Raw genomic sequence first — 20,670 nt, 5'->3', positions numbered from 1 at the left:
GAAGCCGATATGTATCTGAAATCGTTGACGCTCAAGGGGTTCAAGTCCTTCGCCTCCGCGACGACCCTGAAATTCGAACCCGGTATCTGCGCCGTGGTGGGTCCGAACGGTTCCGGCAAGTCCAATGTCGTGGATGCCCTGGCCTGGGTCATGGGGGAGGGGTCGGCCAAGACCCTGCGCGGCGGCAAGATGGAGGATGTCATCTTCGCCGGTGCGGGTGACCGGAAACCGCTGGGTCGCGCAGAGGTCACCCTCACCATCGACAATTCCGATGGTGCCCTGCCCATCGATTACACCGAGGTTTCCGTCACCCGGCGGATGTTCCGGGACGGTGCCAGTGAATATGAGATCAACGGTGCCCGTGCCCGGCTCATGGACATCCAGGAACTGTTGTCGGATTCCGGTATCGGCCGGGAGATGCACATCATGGTCGGGCAGGGGAAACTGGCCGAGATCCTGGAATCCCGCCCGGAGGAACGACGGGCCTATATCGAGGAGGCCGCCGGTGTGCTCAAGCACCGGCGCCGCAAGGAGAAGGCCCAGCGCAAACTCCAGGGCATGCAGGTCAACCTCGACCGTCTCATGGATCTCACGGAGGAGCTGCGCAGACAGCTCAAACCCCTGGCACGTCAGGCTGAGGCCGCGCGCCGGGCAGCCACCGTCCAGGCGGATCTGCGTGATGCGCGGTTCCAGATTGCCGGGTTTGAGATCGTCAGGCTCTCGGAGAAACTCGAGACCTCCACCGACCGCGAGAAGATGATCCGCGACCAGGTGGAGACCGCCCGGGAGGCACTCGAGGAGGCCGCCGGCACCCAGGCGGAGCTGGAGCTGCAGCTCGCCGGGATCACCCCGCGGGCGGAACAGGCCCAGCAGCTGTGGTTCGACCTGTCCTCCCTGGCGGAGCGGGTCTCGGCGACCATGCGTATCGCTGCGGACCGGGCCAATTCCGGGGTGTTGGACACCGCCTACACCGGCCCTGACCCCGATGACCTGCTGCGCCGAGCGGAACAGGCAGACCAGGATCTGGAGGAATTGGAGATGCAGGTGGAGATGGCCGCCGAGCGGCTGGACTCCATCCGCCAGGAGGTTGAGGACCGGGCGGAGGCGGCCCGGGAGGCCGAGCGTGAACACCTCGCCCAGGTCCGTGCGATCGCCGACCGTCGGGAAGGTGTTGTCCGTCTGCTGGCCGCCGAGGAGTCCCTGCGCACCCGGCTGCAGGCCGCCGATGATGAGGTGGAGCGTCTCGGTGAGCAGCTCGCGGAGCTTGCCGGGCGTGTCCTCGAGGTGGAGGGGGAACGCCGACGCGCGGAGCAGCGACACGCGGAAATCCTCGCCGGGCGTGATCCGCTGGACACCGCGCACACCCGGGCCCGCACGGAGGCCGACATGGCCGAGGCCCGTCTCGAGGAACTGCGCGGCCGGCGTGGTGAGCTGGAGCGGGAGGTGTCCCGCCTGGAGTCACGCATCGACACCCTCGATCACAACCGCCCCCGCTCATCAGCGGAGCAGGTGCTTGATTATCCGCTTCTGGCCCAGCTTGTGCGTCCACAGGATGGCGTCGACAAGGCTCTGGCTGCCTCGCTCGGGGCGCACGCCGAGGCGCTCGCCGGTGTGGTGACCGGGGAGGTCGTCGACAAGCTTCTCGACGCACGCGTGTCCCGCACCGTTCTTGTCGCCGCCACCGATGAACAGGGTGCGTGGCGTCTCGACGCGGTCCTGCCGGCCGGGGCCACCTGGCTGCTCGACCATGTGTCCCTGGACGCCACCGTCACCGGCCCGGTCACCCGTCTGCTCGCCGACGTGGTGCTTGTCGACGACCTACCCACCGCCCACACCGTCATCCAGGATGATCCACGCCTGCGTGCGGTGACCCGGGAGGGCGTGATCGCCGGCTCCGGGTGGATCCAGCTCGGCACCGGCACCTCGACGGTGGAGATCACCGCCCAGATCGATGACGCCCGCCGGCAGCTGGCTGAGGTGTCCCGTGCCCTGGGTGATCTCGCCGGCACCGTCGAGGGGGCGCGGGTCGCCGCGGAGGACACCCGCATCGAGGCTGCCGCGCGGGCCGCCGCCCTCCGGGAATCCGACATGGCGCTGGAGACCATCACCCGTGACCTCGACCGCCTGGACCGGCAGCACCGGGCGGCCGGGGACGAGCGTGACCGCCACGCGGGCAGACTCACCGACGCGGAGCACCGCCGGGACCAGCTGCGCGCGGAGTTGGAGGAGATCGTCGACCGGCTGGCCCGCATCGAGGATGACACCGACACGACAGAACCCTCCACCCGGGACCGCGATGCGGCCAGCACAGCACTGGCCCAGGTCAGAGCCATGGAGATGGAGGCACGCCTGGCCCTGCGCACCGCGGAGGAACGTGCCGGGCAGGTCCGGGGCAGAGGGGATGGTCTGCGTCGGCAGGCCCAGCAGGAACGCCAGGCGAAGATGCGACATGAGCAGGCCGTGGCCCAACACCGACGACGCATCGACCTGGCGACCACCGTCCAGCGCGGTGCCCGCGATGTCGCTGAACGTGTCTCCGTGGCCCTGGCCCGGGCCACGGAGGACCGGGATGCCTGCAACCAGGAGAAGGCGGCGGTGACCGCGCAGCTGGCCCGGGCCCGTGATGCAGTAAGCGCCGCGCGGCACCAGCTGGACCGCCTGCATGACAACGCCCATGCCCTGGAACTGGCCCGCTCCCAGGCCCAGGTGCGCATGGAGGAGGCCGTTGCCAAGATCACCGAACAACTGGGTGTGCCGGTGGCGGAGCTGCTGCGGGACTACACCCCCGATGAGCACTTTGATGAAAACGCCCAGCGGGCACGACTGAAACAGGCGGAGAAGGACCTCGCATCCCTGGGCAAGGTCAATCCCCTGGCGCTGGAGGAGTTCAAGGCACTGGAGGAACGTTATGAGTTCCTGGCCACCCAGGTGCGTGACGTGGAACAGGCCCGGGCCGACCTGCGAGGGGTCATCGAGGAGGTGGACGCCAGGATCCTCCAGTTGTTCACCGATGCCTGGCACGATGTCGAACGCGAATTCCCGAAGGTGTTCGCCACCCTCTTCCCGGGTGGTGAGGGCCGACTGCTGCTCACCGACCCCGATGATCTGCTGACCACCGGCATCGAGGTGGAGGCCCGGCCACCGGGGAAGAAGGTCAAACGGCTGTCGCTGCTCTCCGGTGGTGAGAAGTCCCTGACCGCCCTGGCCATGCTCGTGGCCATCTTCCGTGCCCGCCCCAGCCCGTTCTATGTCATGGACGAGGTGGAGGCCGCACTCGATGATGTGAACCTGCGGCGACTGATCGCCCTGTTCGAGGAACTGCGCCATGATTCACAACTCATTGTGATCACCCACCAGAAACCCACCATGGATGTGGCCAATGTCCTCTACGGCGTGACCATGCGTGGCGACGGTGTGACCCGGGTGATCAGTCAGCGCATGGAACGCGCGGAGACCACCCCACCCCACACCACGGAGGTGGCCACCGGCCCGGACCCCGTTGCCGCCGTACCCGGGTAGCACCTGTGGGGCAGGGATGTATCCCCCGACCTGCCCAATCATGATTGTGGGCTTGGTTACTGCACCGGGTGTGTGACCGGCTGGAAAGGCATTCCCGGCGCGGGCGGGACGCCGGAGGTGGGGTAGGGTGAGAGGGCATTTCAATGACGCCTAACAGCTGTCATGCCGGTTTCAATGTGGAACGCGTTCACGCGGGGAGAGTGTATACATGCCTGGTGGCATCGCCGATTTCAATGATTCTTTACTCGGATGGGCATCCCAGACCGAGCTGGAACTTACCCAGCGACTGGCCGGGATGGAGTACTTCGCCCAGGCCCAGCTGCGCAGTGACGAACTGGAGCGCATCGACCGCTTCTACGGCACCTTCCTGTCCCGCCAGCTCGCTGCAGGCGCAGATATCACCGAACTGCTGGACATGACCCCCGGTCTCACCGTCGCGAGCCTGGTCTCCCGTGCCGCGCGCGTGGTGGACCCGCAGGACTTCTTCACCGAGTACTTCGGTGGTCTCGGCCTGGAACCCGACCACGGGGCGGTGCTGGCCAATGAGGTGGAGCGGCTGCTGGTGAAGGTCGGTCTGTCCGTCCCCGCCGGGGAGGCCGACCCAATTGAGATCCTCTCCCCGCACTGTGGTGTCACCGGCAGGGAGGTGGCGGCGGTGCTCACCGCGGTGGAAACCGGTTCGGAGGAGTTCCCCGCCATGTTCGACACCGTCCGCCGGCTCGCCCCACAGTGGGCGGATGCCCTGCTCGGCGGGGTGCGGGACCTGTGCGATTTCGCCCAGACCCATCCGACGTCCTGGCCCGACCGCGAGCGGGAGGTCACCCTGCCCGCCATGGTGGATGAACTCTTCGTGGCGGAACTGCGTGAACGCCCCGTGGGCACCCAGGACCGGGAGAACTCCGTGGGTGTTGCCCTGCGTGAGCTGCGTCCCCGCCTGGTCCTTGATGCCGAGCGGCGGAAGGTCTGCCTGCGTCTACCGGAGCAGCGTGTCAATGACGGTGAGGTCACCTGGCGGGTCAGCCTGGAGGGCACGACCCGTATCTACAGCACCGGCCGTGCCTGGGGGGACACCTCCGGGTACTCTGAGGCCCTGGATGTCACGCTGGAGCGTCAGGTCCGGGAAACCACCGTCACCGACACCACCAACCAGATCACCTGGGTGGTGCCGGTGGTTGACTTCAACGATCCGGTGCTGGTGTTCTCCGCCCGTGGGGAGAACCTCACCGACAAGTTCTCGCTGCACCACCAGGAGATCTATGTGCTCGCACCGACCGAATCCACTCTGGAGGATGTGGTCACCGGGGAAGCGATCCCGGTGCTCGACTCCTTCGAGGTGGAGGGGTGGACTTCCTGGACGTGTTCGCGTGTGGATGCCCGCGGACTGGCCTCACTGAAGGTGAACAAGGAGATCCGCTGTATCGATCCGCGTCGTCGCGTGGCCTTCCACCACCCACACCAGGCGCTGGTTCCGCATGTGCGCTCCACCACCGGGTTGGCTGTGCACGCTGAATCGCTCATCGCGGAATTCCCACCGACGCTGAGCGGGCGGGATGAGACCTGGATGCTGTCCATCTCCGCCTATGCCGGCGTGGGCAGCGCCGGTGATGAGATCGCGGACCCCGAACCGCTGGAGGTCCCGGCTGAGGGTGGCGTGTTCTACATCTTTGACCCGGAGGCCTATGACGCCCCCTGGGTGGGGGAGTACCTGGTCCGCCTGCGTGGGCCACGCAATGAGTCCTTCCGTCACGAGTACGCCATCGTCGAGGGCATGAACACCGAGCTGGAGATGGTTGGTGCGGAGAGTTCCTTCCGCATCCCCACCACCGCGGGTCTGTCCGAGGCCACCCTGCGGGTGCGCTCCGGTGAGAAGCACTTCACAGCGGAGCCCCGGCTGGTGGACGTCGGCGCAACCGACCCGAATGCCGGTTTTGTGGTCACCACCGACGAGGGTGACCAGATGCCGCTGCGGTTCGTCCCACCGCAGATCGCCATCGAGCTGCCGGTGACCACCGAACCACCGATGTGGCGTGTCACCCGCACGGTGTGCCGTCCCCGGGATCTGGACGGTTCCGGTGAGCTGCGCATCCGCACCGGGGTCCAGGTCGGTGATCCCCGCATCAGTGTGCGCAACCACCACGGTTCCCCCCTGCGCACCATCCGGATGACCACCCCGGACAACGGACGCACCCTGGTCGCCCCGATGAAGGAGATCGCGGCCAGCACACTGGTGGTGCCACGTGGTTCCATCGAATTCGAATGGACGGAACTGCGCGCCGACCGTCGACTCAGCGTGACCATCGCCGTCCTGGACAAGGTGGAGCACTGCACCGGGATCACCATCGACGGCACCGACCTGGTCTTCGAGGACCTGGCGGCCGGACGCAAGCTCGGTGCCTGGATCTGGCCGACCACCGCCCCCTGGGTCCGTGCGGTGGAGATCCCGGTGACCGGTGAACGCGTCGCCCTGCCGGAGGGTCTGGTGGGGGCCGGCCCCCTGCTGGTCCAGCTGCACACCGCAGATCCGTTCACCACCCTGCTGACCCCACTGTCCCCCGGTTCCACCGCGGTGACCGTGGATCAGGAGGGCTACTACGCCAGCCAGTCCGAGGACTTCGCACAGCTCTCCGCCTTCTTCGGTGGGGCGGTGGAGGAGCCACCGGTCTCCGAGGCTGTGGTGCCTGCGCTGTGGGATGTCTCGCATATCTGGTCGGAGCAGGGCAACACCGAGCACCTGCCGGTTGTGCACTCCGCGCTGCGTGCCCACCCGGCGGCGGCGCTGAAGGGTCTGTCCGCCTCGCTGGTGCCGGCGCATGCCCTGCCCGGCAAGGTGATCTCCTCCGGTCTGGCGGCCTCCCCGTTCACCACCGACACCCCGGCCACCGAGATCCACCGCACCGCGTGGATCGGCACCCTCCAGCTGCTGGGTGCCCTGCCCGGCGCGTTCCGCGAGGCCGAGGAACTGGGCAACCGCACCCCGCTGCTGCCGATCCTGAGCCAGTTGGAGGAGGTCGCGGGACGCAATATCCTGTCCACCCTGGCCACCGGACGTGATTCCACCCTGGATACCGCCTGCGTGGATCAGTCCACCGTCGCGATCGCCAGCATGAACGCCGCCCAGCAGGCGGCCCTGTTGGAGATGTTCTTCAGCAACGCCGACATCGTCCCCGGCCCGCTCATGGCGGACAACACCCGGCTCATGGCGGTGTTCGAGACCTTCAAGAAGCGCGAGGAGCTCAATGAGGTCCTCCAGTCCGAGGGGCTGATGAAGACGGCGGTGGATCTGCTGCGCGCCATGCGCGGTACCCAGCGTCAGCTGTACTCCTCGGCGCGCATCCGCTTCGACAAGCTCGATGGTGTGGACACCAACAAGGCCGAGAACATGTGGGCGCTGACCCCGGTGGTCTCCCTGGTGTTCGCCCTGTCCTCGCGTCTGCACGCCCATGACCTCATCGGCAAGACCCGTACCCTCGACCGCGCCGCCGGTGGGTGGAGCCGGATCGCCGATCTGGTTCCGGACCTGGTCACAGGTGACCTCATCTCCGCGGAGGCCATGGTGCTGGGCGTGACCAACCCCGGGTTGGTGGACTGACCTCACCTGAACCCCCGCCCCCACAACCTCCCCGGCCATGGCTGATGAAGCCACAGACGGGGAGGTTCTGTGTTCCGGCTGGGGTTCCGCCCGGGTGTTGTTGGTACTGACTGCGGTGAAAAAATACCGAAAAGACCGGCCTGCCGGTGTGCGCGACAAGGAAACCTGTCACTATAGAGGGCATGGATGCGACTTTTTGGATTGTAGGATTAGTACTCCTCGTCATACTGGCGATCATCATCGTGTTGATCGTGGGTAAGAAGCGGGGGGAATCAAAGACCGTTAGTTTTGAAAAACCGGCTGAGGAGGAGAAGAAACAGCTCACCCAGCAGGAGAAATCCGGTAACTACCAGGCGCAGGGCGGGTTCAACTTCGCCCCGGCGAAACCCGCTGAGCAGAAGGAGCCGGTGCTCCGCGATGATCAGAATCTGAACCAGCCCCAGGCCCAGCCAGCACCGAAGCCTGAACCGGAGACCCGGGACAAGCAGCTGTGGGAACCGGAGTCCACCGACCGGGCCCGGGAGAAGGATCCCACCGGTGTCACCCCGATCCTCCCGGAGCCTGTCCCCACGGCGGAGCCTGTCCGGGAAACCGACCCGGTGGACATTCCGGAAGCTCCGCAGGCACCTGAAGAGATCAGGGAAGAGGAGGTTCCCTCCGAGCCGGTGATCCACGGTGAGCCTGTCGCAGAACCCATTACGGAACCCGCCGCGGAGACCACCCCGGTGGCGGTACCTGAGCCGAGCGAACCTGAGCCGACCGAACCTGCAGCACCCGCGGAACCCACCCCGGCTGCCCCCACCGGAAAGTCGGTCAAGTGGGACGGGGGCGACGTCGACAAGCACGAGGTTGAGCCTGCCGCGCCAGCCGAACCGGAGGCGGTCCCCGAGGAGCTCTCCGTGGATGCCGCGGCTGCGCTGGCGGAGGCGCCCGAGGTGCCGGTGGAGGAACCGGTCGTGGAGGAGCCCGCTGCGCCGGAGGAGGAGACCCCGGCGGAGTCGAATCTGGTGCAGGATGAGGCCGTGGAGGCCGCCGAGGCTGCACAGGTCACCGCCGAGTTCGCCGAGGCTGCGCGTGAGCAGACCCCGGTCCCGGAGGTTGCCCCCGAGCCCGCGCCGGAACCACTGGATGAAATCGCACCGGCGGCCGGACGTATCGGCAAGCTGCGTGGCCGTCTGGCCCGCTCCCAGAATGTCTTCGGCAAGTCCGTGCTGGGTATTCTCACCGCCGGTGACCTGGATGAGGACGCGTGGGAGGACATCGAGGCCATGCTGATCAAGGCGGACCTCGGTGCCACTGTGACCATGCGGGTGGTTGAGGAACTGCGCGACAAGATCGCCACGCACGGTGTCTCCAGCGAGGCCGAGGCGCGTGCCATGCTGCGGGCCACGCTTATCGACGCCTGCCGCCCCGACCTCGACCGCTCCATCCGGGCCATGCCGTACGAGGGCAAGCCCGCGGTGGTCCTGGTCGTCGGCGTCAACGGCACCGGCAAGACCACCACCACCGGCAAGCTCGCCCGCGTCCTGGTGTCCATGGGACACAGGGTGCTGCTCGGTGCAGCCGATACCTTCCGTGCGGCCGCCGCCGACCAGCTCGAGACCTGGGGTCGCCGCGTCGGTGCCACCACCGTCCGTGGTGCCGAGGGTGCCGATCCGGCCTCCGTGGCCTTCGATGCCGTGGCCAAGGGTGTGGAACAGCAGGCCGATGTCGTGCTCATCGATACCGCCGGCCGTCTGCACACCTCCACCGGCCTCATGGACCAGCTGGGCAAGGTCAAGCGCGTTGTGGAGAAGAAGGCACCGGTGGATGAGGTGCTGCTGGTCCTCGATGCCACCGTCGGCCAGAACGGCATGCAGCAGGCCCGTATCTTCCGCGATGTCGTTGATATCACCGGCGTGGTGCTGACCAAGCTCGATGGCACCGCCAAGGGTGGCATCGTATTCCAGGTCCAGGAAGAGCTCGGTGTGCCGGTCAAGCTGGTCGGCCTCGGCGAGGGCGCGGATGATCTCGCCCCCTTCGAGGTGGAGGGTTTCGTGGACGCCCTGCTGGGATAACCCCCCGGCCACAGCCACCACACCCGGTGGGATTGTTCTCAGGAGTATGTGTACCCCTGAGAGCGCTTCCACCGGGTTTTCCCATGTCCGGGGGAGGGGTCGGGGAGGGGCTCTGGGAGGGATCGGGGATAACCCCGTATCACCCCGGTGTGCCGGAGATTACATCCCGAACAAATTACCTGTTGAGCTATTGGTTTTCGGGCGGGTGGGCCTGGGTGGTGCCGGCCCAGAATTCTATCGACCTATCGAAAGTGTTTCTGTAGGCTTATAGTTAGTGCGGGAGATGAGCTGCTGGCCAGCACAGGGCCATCCCGGCGGCATCACCGTCGCGATGGACAGGCGCATCCCCACCTGCAGGGTTTCCACCACAACCCACCGGCACCACAACCCAAGGAGGTTGCCCAGCATGACCGCTGATCAGATCGTGGCCACATCAGGCCACGCCGCCTGGATGCTCATATCCGCATCCCTCGTCCTGCTCATGACCCCGGCGCTCGCCCTGTTCTACGGAGGCATGTCCCGACAGAAATCCGTCCTCAACATGATGATGATGTCGTTCGGCACCCTCGGTGTCGTCTCCGTCATCTACGTGCTGTGGGGATGGTCGATGTCCTATGGCACCCAGTCCTGGGGTGGCATCGTGGCCAACCCACTGGAGTTCTTCGGCCTGCGCAACTCTATCACTGACGCCGGGGGAAACTACCTCGAGGGGGCCTCCGGATATGCGAACATCATCGACATCGGGTTCCAGCTCACCTTCGCGGTCATCTCCACCGCACTGATCTCGGGTGCGCTGGCAGAGCGCGTGAAGTTCTCCACCTGGCTCACCTTCACCGCCCTGTGGTCCACCTTCGTCTACTTCCCCCTGGCGCACATGGTCTGGGGTGGGGGACTGCTCGCCCACGGTGAGACAGGATTCGCCGCCTGGCTCTTCGGTGTCACCGACGGGGAGGCCACCATCGCGCCCATCGACTTCGCCGGTGGCACCGTGGTGCACATCTCCGCGGGTACCGCCGCACTGGTGCTGGCACTGATCATCGGTGCCCGCCGTACCTTCCCCATGGTGGCGGCACGTCCCCACAATCTCCCGCTGGTCATGCTCGGTGCCGCACTGCTGTGGTTCGGATGGTTCGGATTCAACGGCGGTTCCGCCTTCGCCGCCGATGGACTGGCCGGTCTGGCCTGGCTGAACACCACCGCCGCCACCGCGGCCGCGATACTCGGCTGGCTGGCCACCGAACGGCTGCGCGACGGACATGCCACCTCCCTCGGTGCCGCCTCCGGTGTGGTGGCAGGACTGGTCACCGTCACCCCGGCCGCAGGGGCCCTCACCCCGCTGACCGCGCTCATCCTCGGCGTGATCGGTGGCATCCTGGCCTGCCTGGGGGTGGGGCTGAAATACCGCTTCGGTTTCGATGACTCCCTCGATGTGGTCGGCGTGCACCTGGTCGCCGGCCTGTGGGGCACCGTCGGTGTGGGCCTGCTGGCCACAGATGCGGGCTGGTTCACCGGCGGGGGCATGGATGGTTTTAGACTCTTTATCATCCAGATCGTCATCGCGGTGGTGGCCATGATCTTCGCCGCCGTGATCACCGCGGTCATCGCCTACCTCCTCAAGGCGACCATGGGTTGGAGGATCGACGAGGACAAGGAGCAGCACGGGATCGACACCGCCGAACACGGTGAATCCGCCTACGACACCGCAGGGCCCGAGATTCGTTAGATTCGATAGCACACACAGCAATAAGCACACCGTCGGTGAACCGTCCCACATGAGCCGGTACACACCCACCTAGGAGCACTGAAATGAAACTCATCACCGCCATTGTCAAGCCTTTCACCCTGACCGATGTCAAGGAAGCCCTCGAGCAGGTGGGCGTGCAGGGCATGACCGTCACCGAGACCCAGGGCTTCGGCCAGCAGAAGGGACACACCGAGGTCTACCGCGGAGCGGAATACGCCGTTGATTTCGTCCCGAAGATCAAGATCGAGGTCGTGGTCTCCGACGCGCAGTTGGATGAGGTGGTCGAGGCGATCGTCACCACCGCCCGCACCGGCAAGATGGGCGACGGCAAGGTCTGGGTCACCCACGTCGAGGAGCTCATCCGCGTGCGCACCGGCGAGCGTGGCGACGAAGCCCTGTAACCCACCAGCCATCACGCCACCGAGGAACCCCACCCACCCATGAATGACCCCGCCCGGCTTCGTCGGGAAGCAGAAGAATCAGCCCTGGCTCTGCTGGGCGCGCTCGACCTCCCGGACGGAACCACCCTGGCCGCCACCGGTTCGCTGGCGCGGGGGGAGATGACACCGTACTCGGATATCGATCTCCTCCTCATCCACCCGCCCGGTGCCGTGCCGGCCGGGGTGGAGGATCTGTGGTACCCGATCTGGGACGCGAAGAAACGCCTGGACTACTCGGTGCGCACCCCGCAGGAATGTGCGGATATGATCTCCGCGGACTCCACGGCGGCACTGGCCATGCTGGACCTGCGGTTCATCAGCGGCGATGAACAACTCTTCGATGACACCCGCCACCGCATCCTGACCAAATGGCGCCGGGAACTCAACCGCAACTTCAATGCGGTGGTGGATACCGCCATCAGCAGGTGGCGCCGTTCCGGGCCGGTGGTGGCCATGACCCGACCGGATCTCAAACACGGCAGGGGAGGGCTGCGTGACTATGAACTGATCAAGGCCCTCGCTCTGGGCAACCTGTGTGATCTGCCCCGGCTGGACGACCACCACCGCCTGCTGTTGGATGTGCGCACCCTGCTGCACGTCCATGCCCGCCGGGCACGTGATGTCCTCGACCCGGAATTCGCCGTGGATGTCTCCCTCGATCTCGGTTTTGTCGACCGTTACCATCTGGGCCGTGAGATCGCCGATGCTGCCCGGGCCATCGATGACGCACTCACCGATGCCCTGGCCACCGCCCGTGGTGTCCTGCCCCGGCGTACCGGCCTGGGATTCCGTACCGCCCAGCGCCGCCCCCTCGATGTGGATGTGGTGGACATCTCCGGCACCATCGGCCTGGCCCGCAACGCCGACCTCACCGACCCGGCACTGCCCCTGCGTGTCGCGGCGGCCGCCGCCAAGACCGGTCTGCCCGTGTCGGCCTCCACCTGGAAACGCCTCACCGACTGCCCCGATCTACCTGATCCGTGGCCGGCGTCGCTGGCGGGGGACTTCTTCCGCGTGCTGTCCAGCCCGGTGCACTCGCGCCGGGTGATCAAGCAGATGGACAGGCATGGTCTCTGGGTGCGGTATGTGCCCGAATGGGACCGGATCCGGGGGCTGATGCCCCGTGAACCCAGTCATGTCTCCACCATTGATGAACACAGCCTCAACACGGTGGCCAACTGCGCGCTGGAAACCGTTACCGTGGCACGGCCCGACCTGCTGCTGCTGGGCGCGCTGTACCACGACATGGGCAAGGGCACCGACCGACCGCACGAGCAGGTCGGCGCGGAGATGGTCGCACGCACCGCCCGCCGCATGGGCCTGAACCTGCGTGACCGTGCCTGCGTACAGACCCTCGTCGCTGAGCACACCACCATCGCCCGTCTCGCCCGCCGCATGGACCCAGATTCCGAGGAGGCCGTGGACACCCTCCTGGACGCTGTGCGCTATGACATGGTAACCCTCAACCTGCTCGAGGTGCTCACCGAGGCCGACGCCAAGGCCACCGGCCCCGGCGTGTGGACCCCGACGCTCCAGCGTGCGCTCAGCGTGGTCTGCTCCCGGGCGCGCGCCCGGCTTGTCGACGTCCGACCCACCGCCCCCATGGTCGCCCGCAACAGGGACATCAGCCTGCAGATCCGCAACGAGATCCCCACCATCTTCTGGCACGGGGAGGACCTGCGTGAGGTCCTGGGGGTCATCGCCGCCAAGGGCTGGATGATCGATGCCGCCCGGATGATCCACAACGGGGTCTGGCACTGTGAATTCGATGTCCGCGCCAATGGGCCCCAGGATTTCGATCCCCAGTCCTTCCTGCAGGCCTATAAATCCGGTCTCTACTCGGAGGTGCCCACCCCGGCCCCCGGCATCACCGCCACCTTCTGGCATGGCGATACCGTCGAGGTACGCACCGAACTGCGTCGCGGGGCGATCTTCGCGCTCCTGCGCGTGCTCCCGGACTGCTCCTGGATCGCCACGGGAACACCCGGTGCCACGCTCGTCATGCAGGCAGCGCTCAAGCCGGGTTTTGACCGGTCGAGGGTGGAACGGGATATCAACCGGGTGCTCGCCGGGAGCTGAGACCGCTAAACCACCAGCTGACGTGACCTGACCGGGGGCGACCGGCTACCATTGGGGGATTAGAAACCCCGCACTCTAGAACCACTGGGAGTTCATTCGTGTTTGAGTCACTGTCCGATCGGTTGAACAATGCCCTCAAGGGCCTGCGTGGCAAAGGCAAGCTCACCGAGGCTGACATCAATGCAACAGCACGTGAGATCCGCCTCGCGCTGCTCGAGGCCGACGTGTCGCTCACCGTCGTGCGCTCCTTCATCAGCCGCATCAAGGAACGTGCCGCCGGTGCCGAGGTCTCCCAGGCACTGAACCCTGCGCAGCAGGTCATCAAGATCGTCAATGAGGAGCTCGTGCAGATCCTCGGTGGTGAGACCCGCCGCCTCCAGCTGGCGAAGACCCCGCCGACGGTGATCATGCTCGCCGGTCTGCAGGGTGCCGGTAAGACCACCCTCGCCGGTAAGCTGTCCAAGCACCTGGCCGCCCAGGGGCACACCCCGATGCTGGTCGCCTGTGACCTCCAGCGCCCGGGCGCGGTCCAGCAGCTGCAGATCGTCGGTGAGCGCGCCGGGGTCACCACCTTCGCCCCGGACCCCGGTACCAGCATCGATTCCTATGAGCATGAGATGGGCACCAGCCACGGTGATCCCGTCGCCGTGGCGCAGGCCGGTATCGAGGAGGCCAAACGCACCCAGCATGACATCGTCATCGTGGATACCGCCGGCCGCCTGGGTATCGATGAAACCCTGATGACCCAGGCCCGCAACATCCGTGACGCCATCAACCCCGATGAGGTCCTCTTCGTCATCGACTCGATGATCGGTCAGGATGCGGTCGATACCGCGGAGGCTTTCCGCGACGGTGTCGATTTCACCGGTGTCGTGCTCACCAAGCTCGATGGTGATGCCCGTGGCGGTGCCGCCCTGTCCATCCGTGAGGTCACCGGCAAGCCGATCATGTTCGCCTCCACCGGTGAGAAGCTCGAGGACTTCGATGTCTTCCACCCGGAGCGCATGGCCAGCCGTATCCTCGGCATGGGTGACGTGCTCTCGCTCATCGAGCAGGCCGAATCCGTCATGGACCAGGACAAGGCGGAGGCCGCGGCGAAGAAGCTGGGCTCCGGGGAGCTGACACTCGAGGACTTCCTCGACCAGATGCTCATGATCCGTCGCATGGGTCCGATCGGCAACATTCTCAAGATGCTGCCCGGTGGCAAGCAGATGTCGGATATGGCGGACATGGTCGATGAGAAGCACCTCGACCGAATTCAGGCCATCATCCGCGGTATGACCCCGGCGGAACGCGACGATCCCAAGATCCTCAACGCCTCCCGACGCAAGCGCATCGCCAACGGTTCCGGTGTGACCGTCTCCGAGGTCAACCAGCTGGTGGAACGCTTCTTCGAGGCGAAGAAGATGATGGGCAAGATGGCCGGCCAGTTCGGTATGGGCCCGGTAGGTCGCAGCGCCACCAAGAAGCAGCCCAAGGGCCGCAAGGGTAAGAACGGCAAGCGCAAACCAGCAAGGCGGGGCCCAACCCAGCCGAAGATGCCCATGGGCGGCATGCCGGGTATGCCCGGCATGGGTGGAGCGGGGATGCCTGATCTGGCGGAACTGCAGAAGCAGCTCGGTGCCGCCGGCGGTGGCATGCCGAAGATCCCGGGTATGCCGAAGCTGCCGAAGGGGATGGAGAACATCGACCTCGACAATCTGGACTTCGGGAAGAAATAGGCGTCGACAAGCTCTGACAAGCACCACCTGCAGGGCCCCGGGGAAGACCGCAACGGTCACCCCCGGGGCCCTGCACCCGTACAGTGAACAGGTCAACGATGAAACTCAAGGAGCTGCGCGTGTCCCGGACTCTCGCCGATCTCGATGCCCGGGGTAGGAGGATCCTGCTCTACACCTGCTGTCTCAGCGTGTTCATCGTCAGCATGGATGGCTATGCGGTCAGTGTCGCCCTACCTGACATCGGGGAATCACTGGGGGCGGATGTCTCCCAGCTGCAGTGGGTGATCAGTGCCTACGCACTGTCCACCGCCGGGTTCCTCATCTTGGCGGGGTCGGTGGCGGACCGGGTGGGACGCAGACGCGTCTTCCAGTTCGGCCTGTCCCTGTTCACCCTGGGCTCCCTGCTCAGCTCCCTGGCACCCACCGTGGAGATCCTCATCACCGCCCGGGTCCTGCAGGGTCTCGGCGGATCGATGCTGAACCCGGTGGCGTTGTCAATCATCTCCAACACCTTCACCGATGCCGGTGCACGTGCCCGGGCGCTCGGTATCTGGAGCAGCGTGATCGGTATTTCCATGGCGCTGGGGCCACCGATCGGGGGTCTGCTCGTGGATCTGGTCTCCTGGCGTGCGGTCTTCTGGCTCAACATCCCCATCGCCGTGGCCGCGATCATCCTCGCCGCCCGGTTCATCCCCGAATCCAGGGCCGCCACCCACCGGCGCCTTGACCCACCCGGTCAGGTCCTGATGATCCTCTTCCTCGCGGGCCTGAACATCGGCCTGATCCAGGGTGGGGCGCTGGGCTGGACGCATCCCTTCGTGCTCGGTGCCTTCCTCGTGGCCGCCACAGCCATCATGTCGTTCATCTGGTGGGAGAACCGGGCCACGGAACCACTGTTGGCACCGGCGTTCTTCCGGTCGAGGACCTTCAGCGTGGCGGTGATCTCCGCGGTGCTCGCGTTCATCTCCACCACGGGCATCCTGTTCAGCATCACCCTGTTCCTGCAGAACACCCGGGGGTTGACCCCCATGCAGGCCGGTCTCATGCTGCTGCCGCTGGCGGTGATGGTGGCGGTGTCCTCACCGGTGTCCGGCCGGCTGGTTGCCGCCTACGGTCCTGCGCCCTCACTGATGATCGCCGGTTCGGTCATGGCCACAGGTGGTCTGCTGCTCACCTTCCTCGGCCAGGACACACCCCTGTGGTATCTGGGTCTGGCCTTCGGTGTGTATGGAATCGGTTTTGGCATTGTCAACACCCCGATCACCAACGCCGCGGTGTCCGGCCTGCCCCGGGATCAGTCCGGTACCGCGGCGGCGGTGACCTCCACCGCACGGCAGGGTGGCAACTCGCTGGGGGCGGCGATCTTCGGGTCCATCCTCGTCTCCCGGATTGGTGAAACCGCTGGTGCCGACAGGTTTGATCCCACCGCCGCCTACACCCCGCTGTGGTGGATTGTCACCGCGATCGGGGTGGTGATCCTCCTCTGTGGATGGTCTGTCCGGAAATTTCGTGTGGACACCAGGGGGTAGTACCTTAAAGGCAGTGGGGAACTCATGTGTGACCTTCCCCGACAATTCTGTGGAAGGTATCATGACCGCGATTCTGAGAGTCAAGGACCTGGTGAAAAAATACGGCGACAATATCGCCGTCAACTCCCTGAGCTTTGACGTGGAAAAAGGCTCGATCTTTGCATTCCTGGGGGAAAATGGTGCGGGGAAAACCACCACCATCTCCTGCCTCACCGGCATCATCGAGCAGACCTCCGGTGAGATCGAGATCCTGGGGGACACCCCGGCATCCCAGTCCATCGGGGTGGTTTTCCAGCAGTCCGTGCTGGACCCGTTGCTGACCGCACAGGAGAATCTGGAGACCCGCGCCCGCCTGTACCCGGGGGTGACCCGCGAGCGTATCGACGAACTGATCACCCGCATCGGTCTCACCGAATTCCAGGACCGCAGATACGGACTGCTGTCGGGGGGTGAGAAACGCCGCACCGACATTGCCCGGGCCCTGCTGCACAACCCTGTCATCCTCTTCCTGGATGAACCCTCCGCCGGCCTGGACCCCCGGTCCCGTTACCAGGTGTGGGAGACCATCAACACCCTGCGTGATGATTCCGGCCTGACGGTGTTTCTCACCACCCACTACATGGAGGAAACTGAACTGGCCGACAATGTCCTCATCATCGAAGGTGGTGAGGAGGTGGCATCGGGCACACCGATGCAGCTGCGCGCCCGGTATTCCCCGACCCAGCTGGTGCTGCGCACCGACCACCCGGAACATCTCATCGCCCAGCTGCCCGGCCGTGATGTCACCATCGACGGTGACCGTGTCCGCGTGCTGGTCGCCGACGGCCTGGAGGCCACCCGGATCGCCATCGGACTGGAGGGTGTGCTGGATGTGGAGATCCGCCACGGCTCCATGGATGATGTCTTCCTCGCGGTGACCAACGCCCCCGGTGCACCCACCACACGACACACCCTGGGGGCCGTCTCATGATCTGGACACTCACCCGCCGCCATCTCCTGTGTTTCTTCCGGGACCGGTGGGCGGTGTTGTTCTCGGTGCTCGGCGCGCTGGTGCTGTTTGTGCTCTATGTGCTGTTCCTGGGCAAGATGCAGATCGATTCGCTCGCGGAGAGCGTCCCGCCGGAGGCCCGTGATGATGTCTCGACCTTCGTGCTCAACTGGGTCTTCTCCGGCATCCTGGTCACCTCCGCGATCACCGTGCCCCAGGCGGGGCTGGGGGTGTTGGTGGAGGACCGCACCCAGGGCAGGGTGAAGGACTTCCTGGTCTCCCCGGTGGGGCGCGGACAGCTCACCGGTTCCTATATCCTCGCCGCGATCATCATCACCCTGGTGATCCTCACCGTGGAGGTGGTGGTGGGAGCCACGGTCCTGGCGCTGCTGGGTCATGGTTCGCTCACCTGGGGTGGTCTGCTGGAGCTCTACGGTGTCCTGCTCCTGCTCACCGCCACCTTCTCCGGTATCGCGGCGTTCATGGTCACCCTGGTCACCTCCCAGGCCGCCATGTCGGGGCTGGCCAGTCTCGTGGGCACACTCGCGGGCTTCCTCGCCGGTGCCTATATCCCACCGGTGGCGCTGCCGGCGTTTGTGGTCAACATGATGAACCTGTTGCCGTTCGCCCCGGCGGCGATGCTGGTGCGTGGTCCGGTGGCGGAACCGGCGCTGATGGATGTCGGCTTCCCACCGGAGATGGTCGAGGAGCTGCAATTCGGCTACGGCACCCGCATTGAACTCTTCGGCACGGAGATCGGCCCGTGGATGATCGTGGGCATCGTCGCCGCCTGGGGTCTGATCTTCGGTGGCATTGCGATCTCCCGGATGCGCAGCGTCATCCGGTGACCTGAGACACCAACGGCCCCGGACACCATCCAGAGCGGATGGGGTCCGGGGCCGCTGCCGTGTGTCGAGGACCTACTCTGTTACATCAGGTCCTCCGGGCTGACACCGTTGCAGTCACGGAGTCGCTGATTCGCCCCGGCGCGCAGGAGCACCTCCACGACGGCGGAATCCGGGAGGTGATGGGCGGCGGCGTACCAGAGCGGGGTGCGGTTATGGCAGTCCACGGGATCCGCGGGGGCGCCGGCGTTGATGAGGATCTCCGCGATACCGTCATCACCTGCGACCGCGGCCAGGTGCAGGGCGGTGGTGCCACGGGGGTCGGTCAGGGTGGGGTCGGCCTGCAGATCGAGCAGGCGGGCGACCACCATGAGGTTGCCCGCCTCGGCGGCACGCATGAGCACCGTCCGGTCCCTGTCATCGCGGGCATTGGGGCCGGAGTTGCCGAGGAACCGGCCGATGCCGGTGAGATCCCCTGCGAGCATGATTTCATCGAAGCGACCACCGTCCACATGGGTGATCAGGTTATGGTCGTCATTACCAGAGGCAATTGGAAGCACACTAGAAGAATCTACTCCCTGAGCGGGAGCAATGCACCTATTCACGGGTCGATGACCAGCGGCCCACATGTCCCGTTGCCGGGGATTTCGGTTTTCTGAGGTGCACCCGCTAAAGTGGTTTAGGTTGTCTGCACCCGCACGGGTGTGGATTGCACACCAGACTTTCCTGCGTAATGCCGCCAACGACCCCGGTCGTCCGGTGCCGTCACACGCAGGTTAAACAAGAAGGGTTGAACCGGCTCACCAACAAGAGGTGGGTGTCTGTACTGCCCAGTGACCACGTGAGGAACACACATGGCTGTCAAGATCAAGCTCCAGCGTCTCGGTAAGATCCGTACCCCGCACTACCGCGTTGTCGTCGCTGACGCACGCACCAAGCGCGACGGTAAGGTCATCGAGAACATCGGCATCTACGAGCCGAAGCAGGACCCGTCCGTCATCAAGATCGACTCCGAGCGCGCCCAGTACTGGCTCTCCGTTGGCGCTCAGCCAACCGAGTCCGTTGCTGCACTGCTCAAGGTGACCGGTGACTGGCAGAAGTTCAAGGGCATCGAGGGCGCCGAGGGCACCCTGCGTGTCGCCGAGGAGAAGCCATCCAAGCTCGACCTGTTCAACCAGGCTCTCTCCGAGGCCAACAACGGTCCGACCGCTGAGGCCATCACCGAAAAGAAGAAGAAGGCCCGCGAGGAGAAGGAAGCCAAGGAGGCAGCTGAGAAGGCTGCTGCCGAGAAGGCTGCCGCTGCTGAGGCCGAGGCTTCCGAGGAAGCCCCAGCTGAAGAGGCTGCTTCCGAAGAGGCATAAAGCCCCCTTCCTTTAAGAGAACCGTTCCCCTCCGGGGGAGCGGTTCTTTTTTTGCTTGTCGACGCCCCCTAGAATCCAAACCCAGTCAGCCTCTTGGTCAGTGGCGTTCGCCGGTGAGCATGGTCAGCAACATGACCGCCTCACCCTCGGCATCAGCCGGGTAATCCACCCGGTGGGTGATGTGTTCACGCAGATGCACGACGGAACCGGGAGACAGGGTTACCGTCTCATCGCCGCAGCTGAACAGGATCTCTCCTTTGAGGGAGCACACCGTGATGGGGTGGGCCGCCCGGTGGTCGGGGAGGCAGTGGCCGGGGGAGAAGGTGAACACGATGAGGTTCGCGCCGTCGCCCTGCAGCAACCTCTTCACGGCCGGGCGTGGTTTATCCGGCTGGGCGGGTGGGGCCGCATCAATGATGTTGAAGAATTCCATCTACTTCACCTCCCGGTGTCCGGTGAGCAGACTGACCAGGATCGTGGCCGGTTCCGTGGCCTCCGGGGTGGCCTGGACGTGGTGGGTGATGCCCGCCTCGAGATGCAGCAGGGTGCCCTGCCGCAGGCGCACCGTGGTGTCCGCCAGGACGAGATCGATCTCCCCGTCAAGACACTGGATGGTGACGGGATGGGCCGTGTGGTGCTCCCCGAGGACCTGGCCGGGGGAGAAGGTGAAACTGATCAGATCCACCCCCTCGGCCTTGAGGATGCGCCTCGTGGCCGGGAGGGTGCGCCCCGGATCCGGGGTGGCCACGGTGTCGGGGAGTTCTACCACGCTCAGGCCCGGGATGTCGGTGTTCATGT

General features: G+C 65.6%; 14 protein-coding genes. 11 read left to right on the top strand and 3 right to left on the bottom strand.

Annotated elements, in window-relative coordinates; genetic code table 11:
• The first annotated feature begins 9 nt into the window (after positions 1-9).
• From smc to CE_RS09755, 10 genes are all read left to right on the top strand, one after another.
• The gene (gene smc / locus CE_RS09805) at positions 10-3,519 is read left to right on the top strand and encodes a chromosome segregation protein SMC (protein WP_011075694.1); all 3,510 of its coding nucleotides are present in this window, start codon (positions 10-12) and stop codon (positions 3,517-3,519) included.
• A 208-nt stretch (positions 3,520-3,727) separates the two neighbouring features.
• Complete coding sequence (locus CE_RS09800) at positions 3,728-7,108, top strand: hypothetical protein (protein ID WP_006767967.1); 3,381 nt, start codon at positions 3,728-3,730, stop codon at positions 7,106-7,108.
• Positions 7,109-7,290: 182 nt separating this feature from the next.
• On the top strand, positions 7,291-9,165 hold the full coding sequence (gene ftsY, locus CE_RS09795) for a signal recognition particle-docking protein FtsY (RefSeq protein WP_006767966.1): 1,875 nt from the start codon (positions 7,291-7,293) through the stop codon (positions 9,163-9,165).
• 406 nt (positions 9,166-9,571) lie between these two features.
• Positions 9,572-10,888 carry an ammonium transporter gene (locus CE_RS09785; protein ID WP_006767964.1) on the top strand — a complete coding sequence of 439 codons (1,317 nt, stop codon included), beginning with the start codon at positions 9,572-9,574 and terminating at the stop codon, positions 10,886-10,888.
• A gap of 83 nt (positions 10,889-10,971) precedes the next feature.
• Positions 10,972-11,310, top strand: a complete 339-nt coding sequence (gene glnK, locus CE_RS09780) for a P-II family nitrogen regulator GlnK (protein WP_006767963.1) — start codon at positions 10,972-10,974, stop codon at positions 11,308-11,310.
• Between the two features lie 39 nt (positions 11,311-11,349).
• Positions 11,350-13,428, top strand: a complete 2,079-nt coding sequence (locus tag CE_RS09775; protein WP_006767962.1) for a [protein-PII] uridylyltransferase — start codon at positions 11,350-11,352, stop codon at positions 13,426-13,428.
• A 98-nt stretch (positions 13,429-13,526) separates the two neighbouring features.
• Positions 13,527-15,149 (top strand): signal recognition particle protein, encoded by a 1,623-nt coding sequence (gene ffh / locus CE_RS09770; RefSeq protein ID WP_006767961.1) that lies wholly within the window; start codon positions 13,527-13,529, stop codon positions 15,147-15,149.
• A 98-nt stretch (positions 15,150-15,247) separates the two neighbouring features.
• On the top strand, positions 15,248-16,678 hold the full coding sequence (locus CE_RS09765; protein ID WP_143758455.1) for an MFS transporter: 1,431 nt from the start codon (positions 15,248-15,250) through the stop codon (positions 16,676-16,678).
• 61 nt (positions 16,679-16,739) lie between these two features.
• Positions 16,740-17,648: an ABC transporter ATP-binding protein gene (locus CE_RS09760; protein WP_006767959.1), complete on the top strand. Its 909-nt coding sequence runs from the start codon at positions 16,740-16,742 to the stop codon at positions 17,646-17,648.
• The gene (locus CE_RS09755; RefSeq protein ID WP_006767958.1) at positions 17,645-18,514 is read left to right on the top strand and encodes an ABC transporter permease; all 870 of its coding nucleotides are present in this window, start codon (positions 17,645-17,647) and stop codon (positions 18,512-18,514) included. The genes CE_RS09760 and CE_RS09755 overlap by 4 nt, the downstream gene beginning before the upstream one ends.
• A gap of 80 nt (positions 18,515-18,594) precedes the next feature.
• On the opposite strand, the gene CE_RS09750 is transcribed toward CE_RS09755, so the two are convergent.
• Positions 18,595-19,071: an ankyrin repeat domain-containing protein gene (locus tag CE_RS09750; protein ID WP_006767957.1), complete on the bottom strand. Its 477-nt coding sequence runs from the start codon at positions 19,069-19,071 to the stop codon at positions 18,595-18,597.
• A 294-nt stretch (positions 19,072-19,365) separates the two neighbouring features.
• On the opposite strand from CE_RS09750, the gene rpsP reads away from it, so the two are divergent.
• Positions 19,366-19,872 carry a 30S ribosomal protein S16 gene (gene rpsP / locus CE_RS09745; protein WP_006767956.1) on the top strand — a complete coding sequence of 169 codons (507 nt, stop codon included), beginning with the start codon at positions 19,366-19,368 and terminating at the stop codon, positions 19,870-19,872.
• A gap of 97 nt (positions 19,873-19,969) precedes the next feature.
• On the opposite strand, the gene CE_RS09740 is transcribed toward rpsP, so the two are convergent.
• Positions 19,970-20,305, bottom strand: coding sequence for a cupin domain-containing protein (locus tag CE_RS09740; protein ID WP_006767955.1), 336 nt, complete (start codon positions 20,303-20,305; stop codon positions 19,970-19,972).
• Positions 20,306-20,668, bottom strand: a complete 363-nt coding sequence (locus CE_RS14525; RefSeq protein ID WP_006767954.1) for a cupin domain-containing protein — start codon at positions 20,666-20,668, stop codon at positions 20,306-20,308. It abuts the gene before it with no gap.
• Between the last annotated feature and the right edge of the window lie 2 nt (positions 20,669-20,670).

Origin of the sequence: Corynebacterium efficiens YS-314 (assembly GCF_000011305.1) — a bacterium.
In the GTDB taxonomy this organism is placed as follows: domain Bacteria; phylum Actinomycetota; class Actinomycetes; order Mycobacteriales; family Mycobacteriaceae; genus Corynebacterium; species Corynebacterium efficiens.
This window is presented reverse-complemented; position numbering and strand designations above follow the sequence as displayed.

Bases quoted from the DNA above. Each gene is read 5' to 3' on its own strand.
- smc (WP_011075694.1), top strand. From the start codon at position 10: ATGTATCTGAAATCGTTGACGCTCAAGGGGTTCAAGTCCTTCGCCTCC.
- CE_RS09800 (WP_006767967.1), top strand. From the start codon at position 3,728: ATGCCTGGTGGCATCGCCGATTTCAATGATTCTTTACTCGGATGGGCA.
- ftsY (WP_006767966.1), top strand. From the start codon at position 7,291: ATGGATGCGACTTTTTGGATTGTAGGATTAGTACTCCTCGTCATACTG.
- CE_RS09785 (WP_006767964.1), top strand. From the start codon at position 9,572: ATGACCGCTGATCAGATCGTGGCCACATCAGGCCACGCCGCCTGGATG.
- glnK (WP_006767963.1), top strand. From the start codon at position 10,972: ATGAAACTCATCACCGCCATTGTCAAGCCTTTCACCCTGACCGATGTC.
- CE_RS09775 (WP_006767962.1), top strand. From the start codon at position 11,350: ATGAATGACCCCGCCCGGCTTCGTCGGGAAGCAGAAGAATCAGCCCTG.
- CE_RS09765 (WP_143758455.1), top strand. From the start codon at position 15,248: ATGAAACTCAAGGAGCTGCGCGTGTCCCGGACTCTCGCCGATCTCGAT.
- CE_RS09760 (WP_006767959.1), top strand. From the start codon at position 16,740: ATGACCGCGATTCTGAGAGTCAAGGACCTGGTGAAAAAATACGGCGAC.
- CE_RS09755 (WP_006767958.1), top strand. From the start codon at position 17,645: ATGATCTGGACACTCACCCGCCGCCATCTCCTGTGTTTCTTCCGGGAC.
- rpsP (WP_006767956.1), top strand. From the start codon at position 19,366: ATGGCTGTCAAGATCAAGCTCCAGCGTCTCGGTAAGATCCGTACCCCG.
- CE_RS09740 (WP_006767955.1), bottom strand. From the start codon at position 20,305: ATGGAATTCTTCAACATCATTGATGCGGCCCCACCCGCCCAGCCGGAT.
- CE_RS14525 (WP_006767954.1), bottom strand. From the start codon at position 20,668: ATGAACACCGACATCCCGGGCCTGAGCGTGGTAGAACTCCCCGACACC.